We start from the raw sequence: 15849 nt of genomic DNA on the forward strand, positions 1-15849 counted from the left end.
CACATAGAACCTCCCAATACCCGGGGAATTCTAAGGCTCTATAGGTCTTCTGGCTTACGGGCAAAAACCTACTCCTCCCGCCTTCCCATCGGCAATAGCCGACAGTGGCTTTCTGGGAGTTTCGTTCCCGAATACAGCTGCGGGTACAGCGTGGGATTCTCACCCAACTTCCCTGATAGAGCCCAATTTAACTTTAGCAAATAATTTTTAACTTTTCAATATAGTGTGCAAAATATAAAATAAAAGCATGTGCTATCCCTTATTTTTCAAGTTTAGTGGCAGAAATATTTTAGTCTTTGGAGCAGGTAAAGTTGCTTTAAGAAAGGTAAAATCCATTTTGTCTTTAACAAAACCCAACATGACAATTATCTCTTTAGACTTTGAAGATGGGTTTTACAGTCTGCCTGTTAAATTGGTAAAAAAGAAAGCTTCAATCTCAGATATAACAGCTGATTACGACTTTATCTTTATCTGCACAAACGATAGAAAACTAAACCACACTCTATTTTTAAAAGCAAAAGAGCTCTCTATTCCCGTTAATGTTGCAGATAACCAAAATGAGTGCGACTTTTTTACCTCGGCTACGATAAAGTTTGGAGATATTGTAATAGCTATCTCGACGCAGGGCAAAAACCCATCAAAAAGCAAAGAATTCAAAGAAAAGCTTCTAAAGGCTCTAAAAAGTATTGATTTTTAATGTAAAATTATATATTTTAAAATAACTTAGATTAAAACTTGGAGAAAGAGTATGAACTTTTACTTTCTAAAAAAGACATTTAACTATATGTTTGAAGAACTTGTGTTGTTTGTTCCTCCATTGCTTGTATTTCTTATTCTGTTCTCTGTTGCCATTGTTTTTGGTATTGGTATGAGTGCAAACATCTTGATAAACCATCCGCCTACAAAACCCACAGCGTATCTGATTGCCTTTCTGTTCTCTTTTTTCTCCTTCTTTTTATCCGTCATATCAGGTTCGTTAGTTATCTATATGACTTATGAGAAAGAAGAAAGCGGCAGAGCAAATTTAAGCACGAGCTTTTCAGAAGTTATGAACAGAATAGGAGCTGTAATTTTGGCTTCTCTGTTGGTAAGCATCGTCGTAAGCATCGGTTTCGCTCTGTTTGTGATTCCCGGTTTTATAGCTTTGCTGTTTTTTATGTTCACACTTCAGGAAATCTTGCTCTCAGAAAAAGAGATAGGAGAATCTATAAAAGGAAGCTTTAATCTTGTAAAAGACAACTTCGGCGAAGTGTTTATCTGTTTTTTGGCTGTAATCATTATCGATATGTTAATCTCTACAGTTTTAAAATTCGTTCCACTGTTTGGTGGAATATTAGCCCAAATGTTCAGCGTCGTATTCGCAAATGTTAGCTTTACTTTGATATACATAGAGCTCAAAGATAAAGAGACGGAATTCAGCCACCAATAACCTTTATAAGTGTTTGTAAATATAACCACCTTATTAAAGCTAAAATTTACTGATTACAAAATTGGGATTCAAGCTGGTGCCGGGGGCGGGAATCGAACCCGCACGGAGCATGGCTCCAAGGGATTTTAAGTCCCTTGCGTCTACCAATTCCGCCACCCCGGCTGAATAAAAAATGGAGGCGGCACCCGGACTCGAACCGGGGATCAGGGTTTTGCAGACCCGTGCCTTAGCCAGCTTGGCTATGCCGCCTTGTTGATTTCAGCATAAATAAAAATGGAGCGGGAAACGGGACTCGAACCCGCGACCCCGACCTTGGCAAGGTCGTGCTCTACCAACTGAGCTATTCCCGCTCTTGCAGTGCTTATGATAGTCAAAATCGCCCATTTGTCAATAAAAAAATTACACTGCTAAAAATCCTTATAGAAACTGAAAATCCACTGTTTCTTGACAAAGAAATTTAATTAAAATACATTTAATAAAAACAAGATTTAAGGAGGCAAGATGGAAAAAGCGGCGCTTATTAGTGTTTCAGACAAAAAGGGTGTTGTTGATTTTGCTAAATTCCTTCAGGATAAGGGCTATAGGATATTATCGACAGGTTTAACAGGCAGACTGCTTAAAGATAACGGCGTTGATGTAATTTTCATAGAAGATTACACATCTTCAAAGGAGATTTTGGGTGGCAGGGTAAAGACACTTCATCCGCTTGTTCATGCTGGTATCCTTTTCAAAAGAGACGATAATGAGCATGTAGAGACTGTTAATAGTCTTGGTGCTTTTTCAATCGATATAGTTGTGGTTAATCTTTATCCGTTTGAAGAAACGGCTCTATCAACGGATGATTTAGATAAGCTTATAGAGAATATAGATATTGGTGGGCCTACACTTCTTAGAGCTGCAGCGAAGAATTATAGGCATGTGCTTGTTGTCTCAGATCCAGACGACTATAAGGCAGTTATGGAGAACTTTGACAAGATAGATGAAGACTTCAGAAAGAGAATGGCTTTAAAGGTTTTCTCTTTGACATCGTACTACGACGGCGTAATTGTTGATAAGTTATCAGAAAATAGATTCTCGTTTTTCAATAATTCTATATCGTTGAAAATTTTAAACAGGTTAAGATACGGAGAAAATCCGCATCAGGAAGCATTTTTTGCTAAAAATCCGCTGTTTGAAGGTTTGGCAGACCTTATTCAGCTTAATGGCAAGGAGCTCTCATACAATAACATTCTGGACATAGATGTTGCATACAGGATGATGCTTGAAAGAGAAAATACAATGTGTACTATCATAAAACACAATACGCCGTGCGGTGTTGCTGAAAATGAAGATGTTTTAAAGGCTTATGGGAATGCTTTGGCTTGTGATCCTGTAAGTGCATTTGGCGGGATAATAGGCATAAATACGACTGTTAACGAAGAGCTTGCAAAAAGGATAGCTGAAAGATTTTACGAAGTTGTTGTTGCTTTTGATTACGACGAGAAGGCTTTGGAGATACTGAAAACAAAAAAGAATTTAAGAGTTATAAAGGTTCCAAAGGTAAAAAGTGAATTCTGGGAGATAAGAACTGTCGTTGGTGGCTATCTGATTCAGCAAAACGATGCTTTGAGTGAGTTTAAATACGAAGTTGTTAGTAAAAAACAGCCGACAGAAGAGCAGCTCAAAGACCTTGAGTTTGCGTTCTTTGTTGCCAAATTCACCAAATCCAATGCCATCGTGTATGCTAAGGATGGTATGACAAAGGCGATTGGTGGTGGTCAAACATCAAGAATAGACTCGGCAAAATTCGCAGCTGCAAGGGCTAAAGAGTTGAATATAGATTTGAAAGGCTCTGTTATGGCATCTGATGGCTTTTTCCCATTTAGGGATAGTGTTGATTTTGCTGCAGGCTTGGGTGTTGAAGCGATAGTTGAGCCTGGTGGTTCTATAAGGGATAAAGAGTCGATAGAAGCAGCAGATGAGCACGATGTAGCGTTAATATTCACACATACAAGGCACTTTAGACACTAAGAAGGGGGAATTATGGAAGCTGTTATTTTAGCTGCTGGTAAGTCAACAAGAATGAGGTCAAAAACAAGTAAGATATTTCACAGTATATGTGGCAAACCTATGATTTTTTATGTCGTTAATGCACTTAAGAGTTATAAAATTCACATAGTTTCCAATCAATCAAGTAAAGAGACACTTCAAGAGATGTTTCCTAATGCTAAGGTTCATGTGCAAAAGGAACAGAAAGGCACAGCCGACGCCTTAAAAAGTGCTATAGATTACATAGAAGATGATGAGTTTGTCGTTGTAAATGGTGATATGCCGTTAATAGATAGAGATGATATAGAAGCTGCAAGGGCACTTATGAAGTTAAACAATTTAGATGCTGTTATACTTACTGCTGTTTTGGATAATCCCAAAGGATATGGCAGGATTGTTAGAAAGGATAACTGCATAGAGATTGTTGAAGAGAAGAATGCAGATGAAGAGACAAAAAAGATAAAAGAGATAAACAGCGGTATCTATCTGTTTAAAACCAAAAAAGCTAAAGAAGCCTTGCCAAAGATAGAAGAGAACCAGCTCACAGGCGAGTATTATCTTACAGATATAATATCATTTCTTGATAGTGTTGATACAATGGTCGTCGATTTTGAAAATATACTTGGTGTAAATACGAGAAAGCAGCTTCAGGAAGCAAGAAAGATTATTCAAAGGCGTATTATAGATAGGTTTGAATATGTTACATTTGTTGACAGTGATAATACATATGTGAATTATGATGTTGAAATTGGTGAAGATACGATTATATATCCCAATGTTCATCTGCGTGGCAAAACAAAAATAGGTAAAGGTTGCATAATAGAGAATGGTTCTGTAATAGAGAATTCTGTAATAAAAGATAATGTTCATATAAAACCCTACAGCGTTATAGAAGAAAGCATTATAGGAGATTGTTGTGAAATAGGTCCATTTGCACATCTAAGGCCGTTTAGTGAGCTTGATAAATATGTAAGAATAGGAAATTTTGTTGAAACAAAGAAAGCAAGGATAGGAAAAGGGACAAAGGCAAGCCATCTAACATATCTTGGCGATGCAGAAATCGGAGAAGATGTAAATGTCGGATGTGGGACAATAACATGTAATTACGACGGATACAGAAAGAATCAAACGATTATAGGTGATAGAGTGTTTATAGGCTCTGATGTTCAGCTTGTTGCACCTGTTAAGGTCGAGCATGACGCTTTAATAGCTGCTGGAACAACTGTAACGAAGGATGTGGAAGCCTTCTCTCTTGCCATCTCACGCACACCACAGGTTAACAAACCGGGATGGGTAAAGAAATACAGAAAAGCAATGGAGAAGAAACTCAAAGAAGATAAAAAATCTTAATTAATGCTTTCGGAAGATGCCCTAAAACAGGGCAAATTGCTGTTTTATGCAACCATAGTTGGTGTTATAACGGGTATAGGTGCTGTATCGTTCCTTGTTACAACGCATTTTTTCAGCATCAATCTTCTGCATAATATAGCAGGATATCCAATACATGAACCAAAGGGTGAACCTGTACTATTTAGGCAAATTCATAAGGAGTTTTCTCCTTTTCTGCTTGTTTTGATAACAACAGTTGGCGGGCTGTTGTCTGGTATTTTGGTTTACACATTTGCACCAGAAGCCGAAGGACACGGAACGGATGCTGCAATAGAAGCATATCATAGAAAAAATGGCATAATAAAACCAATTGTTCCAATTGTTAAAATGATAGCATCTGCCATAACGCTTGGTAGTGGTGGCTCGGGTGGAAGAGAAGGTCCTATAGCTCAAATAGGTGCAGGTTTTGGCTCATTTTTTGCAACAAAGCTAAATTTATCGGCAAAAGAGAGAAGAATCCTGCTTGCAAGCGGTATGGGTGCTGGCGTTGGTGCCATATTTCATGCTCCTATGGCTGGCGCTATATTTGCAAGCGAAGTGCTTTACAAAGAGCCAGAGATGGAAGGTGAAGTATTTATATATACTGTTGTTGCTTCTATCGTTGCATACTCTATATTTAGTATGTTTTTTGGCTGGAAACCGCTTTTTTTCACTCCCGTTTTTGAGTTTACAAATCCTGTTGAGCTAATTTCTTATGCTGTTTTAGCTGTTGTCTCTGGTGTTTTTGCCATTTTTTATATAAAGGTGTTTTACAGGGTAAGGGATATATTCAAAAAGATACCAATAGTTCCACATATAAAACCTGCTATTGGTGGTTTTATAGTTGGGCTTATTGGAATAGCAGTGCCGCAGGCTATATCAACGGGTTATGGTGTTATTCAGGGTGCTATTGATGGGACGGCAACCATTCAGCTTCTTATCCTTGTTGCGTTTTTGAAGGTGTTTGCAACTTCGTTTACAATATCAAGTGGTGGAAGTGCGGGTGTGTTTGGGCCTTCTATGGTTATAGGTGGCTCTTTGGGCGGTGCTGTTGGTCTTGCTCTGCATTATGTATCCGCTATACTTGTTAGCCAGCCAGCAGCATTTGTTCTGGTTGGAATGGTTAGTTTTTTCTCTGCTGCAGCCAATACGCCGTTTTCAACTATTGTAATGGTTACTGAGATGACGGGTAATTACCATTTGATTGTGCCTGCTATCTGGTCTGCAACTATCAGCTATATCATTGCTCAGAAATGGACGATATATGAGAAGCAAGAAAAAAATAGAAAATTGTCAGATGCCCACAGAATTGAGTTTGCAAGAGACATGCTTGAAGAGATAAAGGTTCAAGATATTTTGAAAAAGGATTTTCACTATGTTCTGCCAGATGCACCTATAGATAAGATATTCTCGCTGCTCTCCGAAATTCAGGATGAAGATTTACTTGTTATCGACAGAAGCGACAGGTTGAGAGGCATAATAACAATGAGGGTTTTAAAGTCTATGCTGGCAGAGAGTGAGATACCAAACATATTGATAGCTGAAGATGTTGCAAATACGAGACTCATAACTACAACAGTAGATGAGAATCTTCATACTCTTATGCACAAGATAGGTTTTAAAGAGATAAATACAATACCTGTTGTTGATATTCGTTATAAAGATAGGGTTATAGGTGTTGTGAAAAGAACTGACATAATCAAGAAATACTCTGAAATTCAAGAAGAAATTTACAAGAATGTTTGAAAGATAAGAGAAAAAGTGCTATAAGGAGCAGGCGATGTGTGGAATTGTTGGATATTCAGGAGACAAAAAAGCCCTTCCTATACTTCTTGAAGGCTTGAAATCCTTAGAGTATAGGGGGTATGATTCTGCTGGTATCTCTTTAAAGACGCAAAACGGTATTCAAACGATAAAAACAAAGGGTAAAATCATAGATTTAATAACACTAATCACAGAGAGCAAGATAGACACTTCAGCGACTGTTGGTATAGGTCATACGCGCTGGGCAACTCATGGTATGCCGAACACGAAGAATGCCCATCCACATACAACCGAAAATGTGGCATTAGTTCACAACGGTATTATTGAGAATTACAGAGAGATTGAGGCATTTTTAAAAAGTAAAGGGTTTAAAAAGCAAACAGACACAGACACAGAGACGATAGCTATTCTTGTTGAGTTCTATTTAAAAGAAGGAATGGGTTTTAAAGATGCTTTTGTTGAAGCAGTAAAGAGATTAAAGGGCAGCTTTGCTATTGCATCTATAAGTGAAACAGATGATTATATAATGATTGCAAAGCATGAGAGCCCACTTGTCATTGGCGTGTCAAATGGTGAAACATTTATAGCAAGCGATGTTACGGCTCTCATTGAATACACAAACGAGTTTATATTCTTAAATGATGGCGACATAGCAATAATAAACAAAGGTGATTTTGAGATATTCGATGCAAACTTAAATAGAGTTAAAAGGAATACAGAGAAGATAGAGTGGTCAAAGGAAAAGGCTCAAAAGGGTGGCTATAAGCATTTCATGATAAAAGAGATTGCAGAAGAAGATGAAGCCGTAAGGAATACAATTCAATCAAGGATAGATGAAGATGGTAATGTGATTCTCGATGAGCTCAAAGCTGAAACAGATTTTCTAAAAAACATAGATAGAATAACGATTGTTGCTTGTGGAACGAGTTATTATGCAGGATTGTCTGCAAAGCCAATTCTTGAGAAATACACAGGCGTTAAGGTTGATGTTGAGATAGGCAGCGAATTCAGATATTATGACTATATCTATTCAAAGAACAATCTGTTTATTGCCATATCTCAATCTGGAGAAACAGCAGATACAAAAGAACCCTTAAAAATGGCAAGAGATAAGGGAATAAAGACAGTCTCGATAGTCAATGTTAAAGAGAGTGCTATAGCCCGTATATCTGACCATTGTATTTATACGCTTGCAGGTCCAGAGATAAGCGTTGCTTCAACAAAAGCTTTTGTCAGTCAGTTAGCGGTTTTGTATCTTCTTGCATTCTATATCGGTAGCCTGAAAGGTAAAGACACAAGGGATAAAGCAAAGTATCTGCTTAAAATCCCATCAAAAATCAAGGAAGCATTTGAATTAACAGAACCAAAAACAAAACAGATAGCAAAAGATTACCATATTTATAAAAACTTTCTCTACTTAGGCAGAGGCCTAAACTATCCTATAGCATTGGAAGGTGCTTTGAAGCTAAAAGAGATATCCTATATCCATGCAGAAGGATATCCAGCTGGTGAGATGAAACATGGCCCTATCGCTTTAATTGATGAGAAGACACCAACGGTTATTGTTGCCCACTCTTTAGAGCCTTTATACTCAAAAAGTCTGTCGAACTGCGAAGAGATAAAATCGAGAATGGGTAAGATTATACTCATAAGCGACAAAGTCAGCCCTTTGGCTGATGAAACCGTAAAGATGCCCGAGATAGACTATGAGTTTTTGCCGTTTACATTTGTCGTTCCGTTGCAACTTTTGGCATATTACATAGCCCTATTCTTGGGTAATGATATAGACCAACCAAGAAACTTGGCAAAAAGCGTTACGGTAGAATGAAAGTATCTATATTTTCAGAGATTGGCTTTATTATAAAGAATCTAAAACATTCGCAAACAAGCAAGATGCTTATATATGCTTCTATTGTAGGTGTATTAGCTGGACTTGGGGCTATAGTGTTTTTTGTGCTGCTTGATTTAACAAGTGTGATGGTTATGAATCACCTTGCTGGATTTCCACTTACTCATCCGACAAATGAAGAACCGCTTATTCCTCTTGTGCATAAGCCTTTTAATAGGGTGATATTTCTTATAGTTATAACTGTTGGTGGATTTCTAAGCGGTTTGCTTATGCAGTTGCTTGCAGAAGAGACAAAAGGTGGTGGCACCGGAGAAGTTGTAAAAGCTTACCACAACAACAAACCGATAAGAAAAAGGGTGCCATTTGTGAAACTTTTGGTGTCTGTAATCTCTTTGGGTGTTGGTGGTGCAGGCGGAAGGGAAGGACCAGCGGCACAAATTGGTGCAGGTTTTGGTTATCAGATAGGAAGGTTATTCCATTTAACAGACAAAGAGAAACGCATACTGATGCTTGCAGGACTTGCAGGTGGTGTTGGCGCAATCTTTAGAAGTCCGATGGGTGCTGCAATCTATGCATCCGAGGTTCTATATAAAGATATCGATTTTGAGTATGAAGCTCTGCTTCCTGCTGCAATCTCGTCAATTATAGCATACTCTATATTCTCTGCTAAGTTTGGTTGGGTTCATATGTTCTCAACGCCGCCACTAATGTTTCACAACCCGATAGAGCTTATCTCGTACACTATCCTTGCCTTCATCTGTGCAATAAGTGCTATTCTTTTTATAAACATATTCAATACGACGGCAGATACATTTGAGAAACTAAAAACGCCCTTGTATATAAAGACGGCTCTTGGCGGGTTTATAGTTGGTTTGTTTGCTTTTTTATTGCCGAACAGTGCTGGTATGGGATACGGCATCATGCAGAATGCGTTTTTAAACAAGACAAGTTTTACAATTCTGCTTCTGCTTGGATTTGTTAGGATGATAACAACATCTGTAACATTGGGAAGTGGAAACTCCGTTGGCTTGTTTGCCCCAACGCTTGTTATAGGCACGGCTATAGGTGGTGGAATAGGCGGGCTTTTAAAAACCATAGCACCGTCTATGGTTGTAAATCCTGCATCATTTGCCATTGTTGGTATGGCTGGTTTTTTTGCCGCAACAAACAAAACACCGCTTTCCATCATTATTGTAGTTGCAGAAATAACAGGTAATTATGAGCTTATAGTCCCGTCTATGTGGGTTGTTGCCATAAGTTTTCTTCTGACAACAAGATACAGCATAGAGAGACATCAGGTTAAAAACAGGGCTCACTCACCCATTCATAAATACGAATATGTCCGTGATGTTTTAGAAGGTATAAAGGTTAAGGATCTAATGAAGAAAGATTTTATCAGCGTAAACAACTCGACCAATTTGGCTAAGATTTATGAGATTCTATCTGATGCAAAGCAGACGGATATACCTGTTCTTGATGAGAATGACAAGCTTCAAGGGATAGTAACCTTGCATGTGCTTAAATCTATTCTTGGTGAAAGTGAGATAGCGGACTTTCTTGTTGCTGAAGATGTGGCAAATAAGGATGTTGTTACAACAACTGAAATGGAAAACCTAAACACCCTGCTCCACAAGATAGGCTTTAAGGAGATAAATACAGTTCCGGTATTAGACCAGAACGGCAAAGTTGTGGGCATAATTACGAGAAGGGATATAATAAAGGCATACAACGATGCAACAGAGCAATTACATAATCAATCCACTTAACGAAGAACAGAAGCAGGCCGTAATAACCTGTGATTGCAATCTTCTTATAATTGCCGGTGCAGGCAGCGGCAAGACAAAAACATTAACACACAAGATAGCATACATACTAAACGAAGGTTTGGCAAAACCGCACCAGATACTTGCCTTGACATTCACGAATAAGGCAGCTGGCGAGATGAGAGAGCGTATAGAAAAACTCATAGGCAGCTCATCATCGAGCATGTGGATAGGCACATTTCATTCTATAGCTTTAAGGATTTTGAGAAACGAAGGCATAAAACCGACAATATACGACACAAAGGATTCGGAATCTCTGATAAAAGAGATATTGAAACGATTAAACATAGATTCAAAAAAATACACACCACGCTCTTTCTTAAGCAAGATATCGCTGTTTAAGTTGAAACTGAAGAAGCCTGAAGATATAGAGATAACAAGACCTTTTGATAAGATATTGAAAAGTGTTTATAAGAGTTATGAAGAAGAGCTAAAAAAAGCAAATGCCGTTGATTTTGATAACATCATATTAAAAACCATTGACCTGCTTGAGAATAACAGCGAAATAAGAGAGAAATACTCCAATAGATTTAAATACATATTTATCGATGAGTATCAAGATACGAATTACCCGCAATACCTGATGGTTAGGTTGTTGTATAACGGGTTAAACAGGGTTTGTGCTGTTGGTGATGAAGATCAGTCCATTTACAGCTTTAGAGGGGCAGAAGTAGAAAACATAATGAAGTTTGATAAGGATTACGATAACTGCAAAATAGTAAAGCTTCAGAAAAATTACAGGTCGGCTCAGGAGATTTTAAACATAGCAAATACGCTCATATCAAAAAACAGCTTCAGAAACGAAAAACAGCTATACTCAGATAAAACAGGCGGCAGGATTACTATTAAAGGCTTGCCAACGGATTCAGACGAAGCAGACTTCGTAGCAAGAAAAATACTTATTTTGAGAGAAAACGGCGAAAGTCTTTCTGATATTGCCGTTTTATATAGAACAAACTCCCAATCAAGGGCAATTGAAGAAGCGTTGATAAGATACTCCATACCTTACAATATAATAGGCTCAAAGAGATTCTTAGAGAGAAAAGAGATAAAGGATATACTCGCATACTTAAGGCTTCTGGTAAACAGAGACGATAATGTATCGTTTTTAAGGGCTATAAACTCTCACCCGCGCGGCATAGGTGCAAAGCTCATTGAAAAGATACAAAAAAGAGCAGAAGAAGATAATATTTCACTGTTTGAAGCAAGCAAGAGATTGATTGATGACAATCTTTTGGCGGCAAAGCAGAAAAAGGCTTTGGGCGATTTTTTAAGTATCTTTGATGCTGTTGATACAACAAAAAGGGTTGATTTGATAATCGATGAGATTTTGAGTGTAAGCGGCTATAAAAATCATCTTGAAGATAAAGCAAATTCTGATAGAATTGAAAATGTTATGGAGCTTAAAAACAGCGGCTCTTTGGATAGCTTGGATGAGTTTTTGGAAGGCTTGTCTCTGCTGGATTACTCAAGCGACCTTGAGAAGGAGACAGAGAGTGTAAAGCTTATGACGATACACGCTGCAAAGGGCCTTGAGTTCAACTCTGTTTTTGTCGTTGGGTTGGAAGAAGGATTGTTCCCAAACGAAGGATTAAAACAGAGTGAGCTTGATATAGAAGAAGAACGCAGGTTATTTTATGTTGCTATAACCCGAGCCAAAACGAACCTGTTTATCACATACGCTCAGGCAAGAAAAAAATCTGCTCAATACTCATATACGAAACCTTCAAGGTTTTTAAAAGAGCTAAACGAGAACAGAAAAAACCCAGAAGAGCTAAAAAGAGGCGATAAGGTAAAACACTCCATTTTTGGAGAAGGTGTAATATTGAGCAAGGATAGTGATTTTCTGCTTGTAAAATTTGGTGATAATCAGATAAAAAAGATTCTGCCGAGAGATAGGAATCTAATGTTGCTTTAAAAATAGTTGGAGGTAAACTTTATGGCAAGTTTGGAAGAGAGATTTAATCAGTTCAATCAAAATCTGGCAATGATAAACATTAGACTAAAAAAACTCAATTGCGAATTTGATGATGAGAAGCTGGATGTATCACCAGATACTCAGAAGGTCTATATTGATAAAAATTCATACTATCAGGTGTTGGGTGATAATTTCGTAAGGGTTTTTCAGGATTATACGCTCAAGATAGCAAACAAAGAAGACGAGAACGATGTGTTTGTCAATATTGAAGCCACATTTCTGTTGGATTTTCAGACAGGTGGGCCTATAGACGATGAAGTGTTCGATATATTTGCACAATCAACTGTCTTGATAGATTCGTGGCCTTACTTTAGAGAGTTGGTTCAAAACTCTCTTTTGAGAATGGGCCTTGCACCAATACTTATTCCACCTATACATTTTACACCACCACAGCCACCGCCACAGCAGTAAGATGCAGCTTGCAGTTGACGGAAGTGGCAATTTTTTGGATATAAGTCTGTTTAACAAAGAAGGAGAGCTTGTCTATTCTCTGTTTCTAAAAAGCAAAAAGACACACTCAAAACAGCTTGTTGATGTGATAGATACAGTTCTCAAACAGCTTGACATATCTCTTGGCGATATAGATACGCTTTTCTGTGTTGTGGGTCCTGGCAGATACACATCGATAAGGGTTGTTATATCAACACTTAAAGGTTTGTTTTTTCAAAAAAGTATCAGTGTCTTTAGTTTGAATAGTTTGGATATCACGGCGGCTTCGGTTTGCGATATTGAGATGTTTAGGGTTATTGGTGATTTTTTCTCAAAAGAAGCCTATTACTGCGATTACGAGAGAAAAAGTGGCCAACTAAAAAGAGTATCACAGATAAAAAAGGGCACAGAAGAAGATGTAAATGATACAGGCTTACCCATAATAAGAAGCACGGATGTTAAGCTATTTCCAAAGACAAAGCATGTGTTAGAATTGGAGCAATTTTTTGAAAAGGTTGAGCTGTTTGCTTTAAATCCATTCTATTAAAGGAGTGAAACTGATGGCAGAAGTTTTTCCATTCAAAGGCGTTGTGTATGATAGAGACTATGCGAAAGAAGAGATAATGGCGCCACCTTACGATGTTATAAACGACAAAGAGAAAAAGATGCTTAAAGAGAAAAGTCCATTTAACATAGTAAGACTCACGCTTCCAGACTCATACGATAAAGCAAAAGAGACGCTGAGTAAATGGTTGAACGATGGAGTTTTGAAGTTTGATGAGCAGTGTTGTTTTTACTCCTATCAGTGCGATTATGAGTTTGAAGGTAAAAATATAAGGTTGAATGGATTTATAGCTGCTCTTAAGGTTGAAGAGTTTGGCGGTTCTGTAAAACCGCACGAAAAGACGCTCAAAGGCCCAAAGATAGATAGGTTTAACCTTATAACAAAGACAAACGCCATGTTCTGCCCGATAATGGGTTTATACAACCACAACAAAGAGATAGAAGAGATATTAAACATTGACAGAGAGTCGTTCTTTGAAGAAGAGTTTGAGAATATAAAGCATAGAATAGCAAGGATAACGGATAAAGACCAGATTAGAACAATTCAGAATGCATTGAAGAGTGAATCAATAATCATAGCCGATGGACACCACAGGTATGAGACAGCTTTAATGATTAAAGAGTATTACAACAAACAGGGTATAAAAGAAGGCGGTTTTGACTATATCATGATTCTCCTGTTAGATGCACAAACGGGTGGTTTAAGCCTAAATCCCATTCACAGACTCGTAAAGAAGATCGATGATTTTGATGCCTTTTTAACTGAGCTTAAAAGATATTTTGTAATATATTCTGAAGATGACGGCAATTGGGATTTTGCCATGTATGATGGAGAAGGGTTTGTCTATTTAAGATTTAAAGAGAACAAGCCTTCTGACTTGTTAAAGAGATTAGATGTAAGCATATTTGAAGATTACATTTACAAGAAGATTTTAAATCTAACAGATAAAGATATCAAAAATCAGCGTGTTGCAGGATATGCCCACTCAAAAGACGAACTTATTGAGCTTGTAAACTCAAAGAAGGCAAGGTTAGGGTTTGTTTTAAAGCCTATGAGTTTTGAAGAACTTGTTGAGATTACAAACAAGGGCTTAACAGTTCCACAAAAATCGACATTTTTCCATCCAAAGATACCATCTGGCCTTGTTGGATATCACTTCAAGAGTATTGAAGGATGCAGAGATGTTTGAGATTACAATAACAACGGATTTTGCAGCTGCCCACAGGCTTAAGAATTACAACGGTGCATGTGAGAATTTACACGGACACAACTTCATCGTTGAAGTGAGTGTTGTATGTAAAGAGTTAGACGATGCATACATAGCGATAGATTTCAAGGTGCTTAAATCAATAGTTGCAGAGATAGTTGATAAATTAGACCATAGATACCTAAACGACATAAACTATTTTGATAAAACAAACCCAACAAGCGAGATGATAGCAAAATACATTTATGAAGAGCTAAAAGAGAAGCTAAAAAACAGAAACAGAAGCTGCAAACCATCGAAGGTAAGTGTTTTTGAATCCTTAAAAGCCAAGGCAACATATTTTGAAGATTAATAGATAAAATAATAACCTAAGGTATATTCAAAAGTTGCATATATGTTTAAAACATCAACACCAAACCTTTTTGGCAGTGGTGGAAATGGTGCAGCATCTTTAACAGCCTGCAGTGCTGCCTTGTCAAGCAGTGGATAACCACTTGACCTTAAAAGCTTTAGTTTAACCAAAGAACCATCTTTGCCTATACTAAATAGGATTAACAACCTGCCCTGCTGACCCGTCTGTATCGCTTCTTGTGGATATATCCATACATTTTGAATCTTGTGTTTTATATGTTGCATGTATGATGCGTATTTTATTGATTGAGTGCCTATGCTTACGGTTGCTTCTCTTTTTACATTTTTAGACTTATACTCCTTTGATTTGCCCGCAGTAAAACCGCTTTTTGGTATTGTTTTAAACAATCCGCCTTTTATCTTAACTAAGCTTGGTTTTTTCTCTCTTTTTACTTCTGCTTTTGTTTTGCCCGTTAGTGATGGTTTGACTCTCTTTTTCGATACGGTTTTCTCTTTCTGTTTTGAAGGTTTTGTGCCTATAGTTTTTGGTTTGTTTGAGCCGAAGGGCAGTTTCTCTTCTTTTGAGTATATTTTGGATGAGCCTTTTCTTGAGATATTTGCAGCAATCTTGTGTTTTTCCTTTATCTTTGGTTTCTCTTTCTGCTTTGGCAGTGTTATTATGTCAACAATAATGGGTTTTTTCTCTTTTGGTTTTTGTGGCGTTTCAATTTTAAATAAGTCAACAAAAAGCAGAAAGAGAGAAAGATGTAGTAAAAGAGATATAAAAAAACCTATCCACAAGAATCGTTTGAATTTGCTCATCGCAAGAAGATATAAAAAAGCTTAAAAAATTACAAGATTGACTAAAACTCTGCAAAGAATGGGAAAAGAATCAGAATAACAGAGATGCCAACAATGTAAAAAAACTTCAAAGGAACAAAGCTTACAACCGTTAATGCGGCACCGCTTATGGCAAACGATAGTCTTGTGCTCTTTTTTGCATATACCATGTAAGCTATTCCTATGATGCTTACTATAAAACCAAAAATTAAAGTCAT

At 37.5% G+C, this 15849-nt stretch carries 14 protein-coding genes, 3 tRNA genes and 1 riboswitch; of the genes, 12 read left to right on the plus strand and 5 right to left on the minus strand.

Annotation, left to right across the window (positions count from 1 at the left end):
* Positions 1-23: 23 nt before the first annotated feature.
* Positions 24-205: riboswitch (cobalamin riboswitch) on the minus strand.
* A 42-nt stretch (positions 206-247) separates the two neighbouring features.
* Together G415_RS0102680 and G415_RS10630 are read left to right on the plus strand one after the other, a co-directional pair.
* A complete protein-coding gene (locus tag G415_RS0102680; protein WP_022670049.1) occupies positions 248-697 on the plus strand; it encodes a precorrin-2 dehydrogenase/sirohydrochlorin ferrochelatase family protein in 450 nt (149 codons plus the stop codon).
* 51 nt (positions 698-748) lie between these two features.
* Positions 749-1429 (plus strand): DUF7847 domain-containing protein, encoded by a 681-nt coding sequence (locus G415_RS10630; RefSeq protein ID WP_022670050.1) that lies wholly within the window; start codon positions 749-751, stop codon positions 1427-1429.
* 74 nt (positions 1430-1503) lie between these two features.
* Here the strand turns inward: G415_RS10630 and G415_RS0102690 are convergent.
* The 3 genes from G415_RS0102690 to G415_RS0102700 all read right to left on the minus strand — a co-directional run bounded on the left by G415_RS0102690 (position 1504) and on the right by G415_RS0102700 (position 1779).
* Positions 1504-1591 (minus strand) — tRNA-Leu (locus G415_RS0102690).
* 11 nt (positions 1592-1602) lie between these two features.
* Positions 1603-1678, minus strand: a tRNA-Cys gene (locus tag G415_RS0102695).
* A gap of 25 nt (positions 1679-1703) precedes the next feature.
* Positions 1704-1779 (minus strand) — tRNA-Gly (locus tag G415_RS0102700).
* A gap of 151 nt (positions 1780-1930) precedes the next feature.
* On the opposite strand from G415_RS0102700, the gene purH reads away from it, so the two are divergent.
* From purH to queD, 10 genes are read left to right on the plus strand one after another with little or no spacing between them, the layout of a single operon-like run.
* Positions 1931-3439, plus strand: coding sequence for a bifunctional phosphoribosylaminoimidazolecarboxamide formyltransferase/IMP cyclohydrolase (gene purH, locus G415_RS0102705; protein ID WP_022670051.1), 1509 nt, complete (start codon positions 1931-1933; stop codon positions 3437-3439).
* Positions 3440-3451: 12 nt separating this feature from the next.
* The gene (gene glmU, locus G415_RS0102710; RefSeq protein WP_022670052.1) at positions 3452-4807 is read left to right on the plus strand and encodes a bifunctional UDP-N-acetylglucosamine diphosphorylase/glucosamine-1-phosphate N-acetyltransferase GlmU; all 1356 of its coding nucleotides are present in this window, start codon (positions 3452-3454) and stop codon (positions 4805-4807) included.
* Positions 4808-4810: 3 nt separating this feature from the next.
* Entirely contained in the window at positions 4811-6571 is a 1761-nt protein-coding gene (locus tag G415_RS0102715) for a chloride channel protein (protein ID WP_022670053.1), read from the plus strand.
* A 34-nt stretch (positions 6572-6605) separates the two neighbouring features.
* Complete coding sequence (gene glmS / locus G415_RS0102720) at positions 6606-8417, plus strand: glutamine--fructose-6-phosphate transaminase (isomerizing) (RefSeq protein ID WP_022670054.1); 1812 nt, start codon at positions 6606-6608, stop codon at positions 8415-8417.
* The gene (locus G415_RS0102725; protein WP_022670055.1) at positions 8414-10204 is read left to right on the plus strand and encodes a chloride channel protein; all 1791 of its coding nucleotides are present in this window, start codon (positions 8414-8416) and stop codon (positions 10202-10204) included. Before glmS ends, G415_RS0102725 begins: the two co-directional genes overlap by 4 nt.
* Complete coding sequence (locus G415_RS0102730; protein WP_022670056.1) at positions 10170-12179, plus strand: ATP-dependent helicase; 2010 nt, start codon at positions 10170-10172, stop codon at positions 12177-12179. Before G415_RS0102725 ends, G415_RS0102730 begins: the two co-directional genes overlap by 35 nt.
* 21 nt (positions 12180-12200) lie before the next feature.
* The gene (locus G415_RS0102735; protein WP_022670057.1) at positions 12201-12650 is read left to right on the plus strand and encodes a hypothetical protein; all 450 of its coding nucleotides are present in this window, start codon (positions 12201-12203) and stop codon (positions 12648-12650) included.
* A 1-nt stretch (position 12651) separates the two neighbouring features.
* Positions 12652-13215, plus strand: a complete 564-nt coding sequence (gene tsaB, locus G415_RS0102740; RefSeq protein ID WP_022670058.1) for a tRNA (adenosine(37)-N6)-threonylcarbamoyltransferase complex dimerization subunit type 1 TsaB — start codon at positions 12652-12654, stop codon at positions 13213-13215.
* 13 nt (positions 13216-13228) lie between these two features.
* On the plus strand, positions 13229-14422 hold the full coding sequence (locus G415_RS0102745) for a DUF1015 domain-containing protein (protein ID WP_022670059.1): 1194 nt from the start codon (positions 13229-13231) through the stop codon (positions 14420-14422).
* On the plus strand, positions 14415-14792 hold the full coding sequence (queD, locus tag G415_RS0102750; RefSeq protein ID WP_022670060.1) for a 6-carboxytetrahydropterin synthase QueD: 378 nt from the start codon (positions 14415-14417) through the stop codon (positions 14790-14792). The genes G415_RS0102745 and queD overlap by 8 nt, the downstream gene beginning before the upstream one ends.
* Here the strand turns inward: queD and G415_RS0102755 are convergent.
* Together G415_RS0102755 and G415_RS09600 are read right to left on the minus strand one after the other, a co-directional pair.
* Positions 14789-15613, minus strand: a complete 825-nt coding sequence (locus G415_RS0102755) for an energy transducer TonB (RefSeq protein WP_081639317.1) — start codon at positions 15611-15613, stop codon at positions 14789-14791. The two genes, queD and G415_RS0102755, sit on opposite strands and share 4 nt — an antisense overlap.
* 41 nt (positions 15614-15654) lie before the next feature.
* Complete coding sequence (locus G415_RS09600; RefSeq protein ID WP_022670062.1) at positions 15655-15849, minus strand: hypothetical protein; 195 nt, start codon at positions 15847-15849, stop codon at positions 15655-15657.

The organism is Hippea alviniae EP5-r (assembly GCF_000420385.1).
Taxonomy (GTDB): domain Bacteria; phylum Campylobacterota_A; class Desulfurellia; order Desulfurellales; family Hippeaceae; genus Hippea; species Hippea alviniae.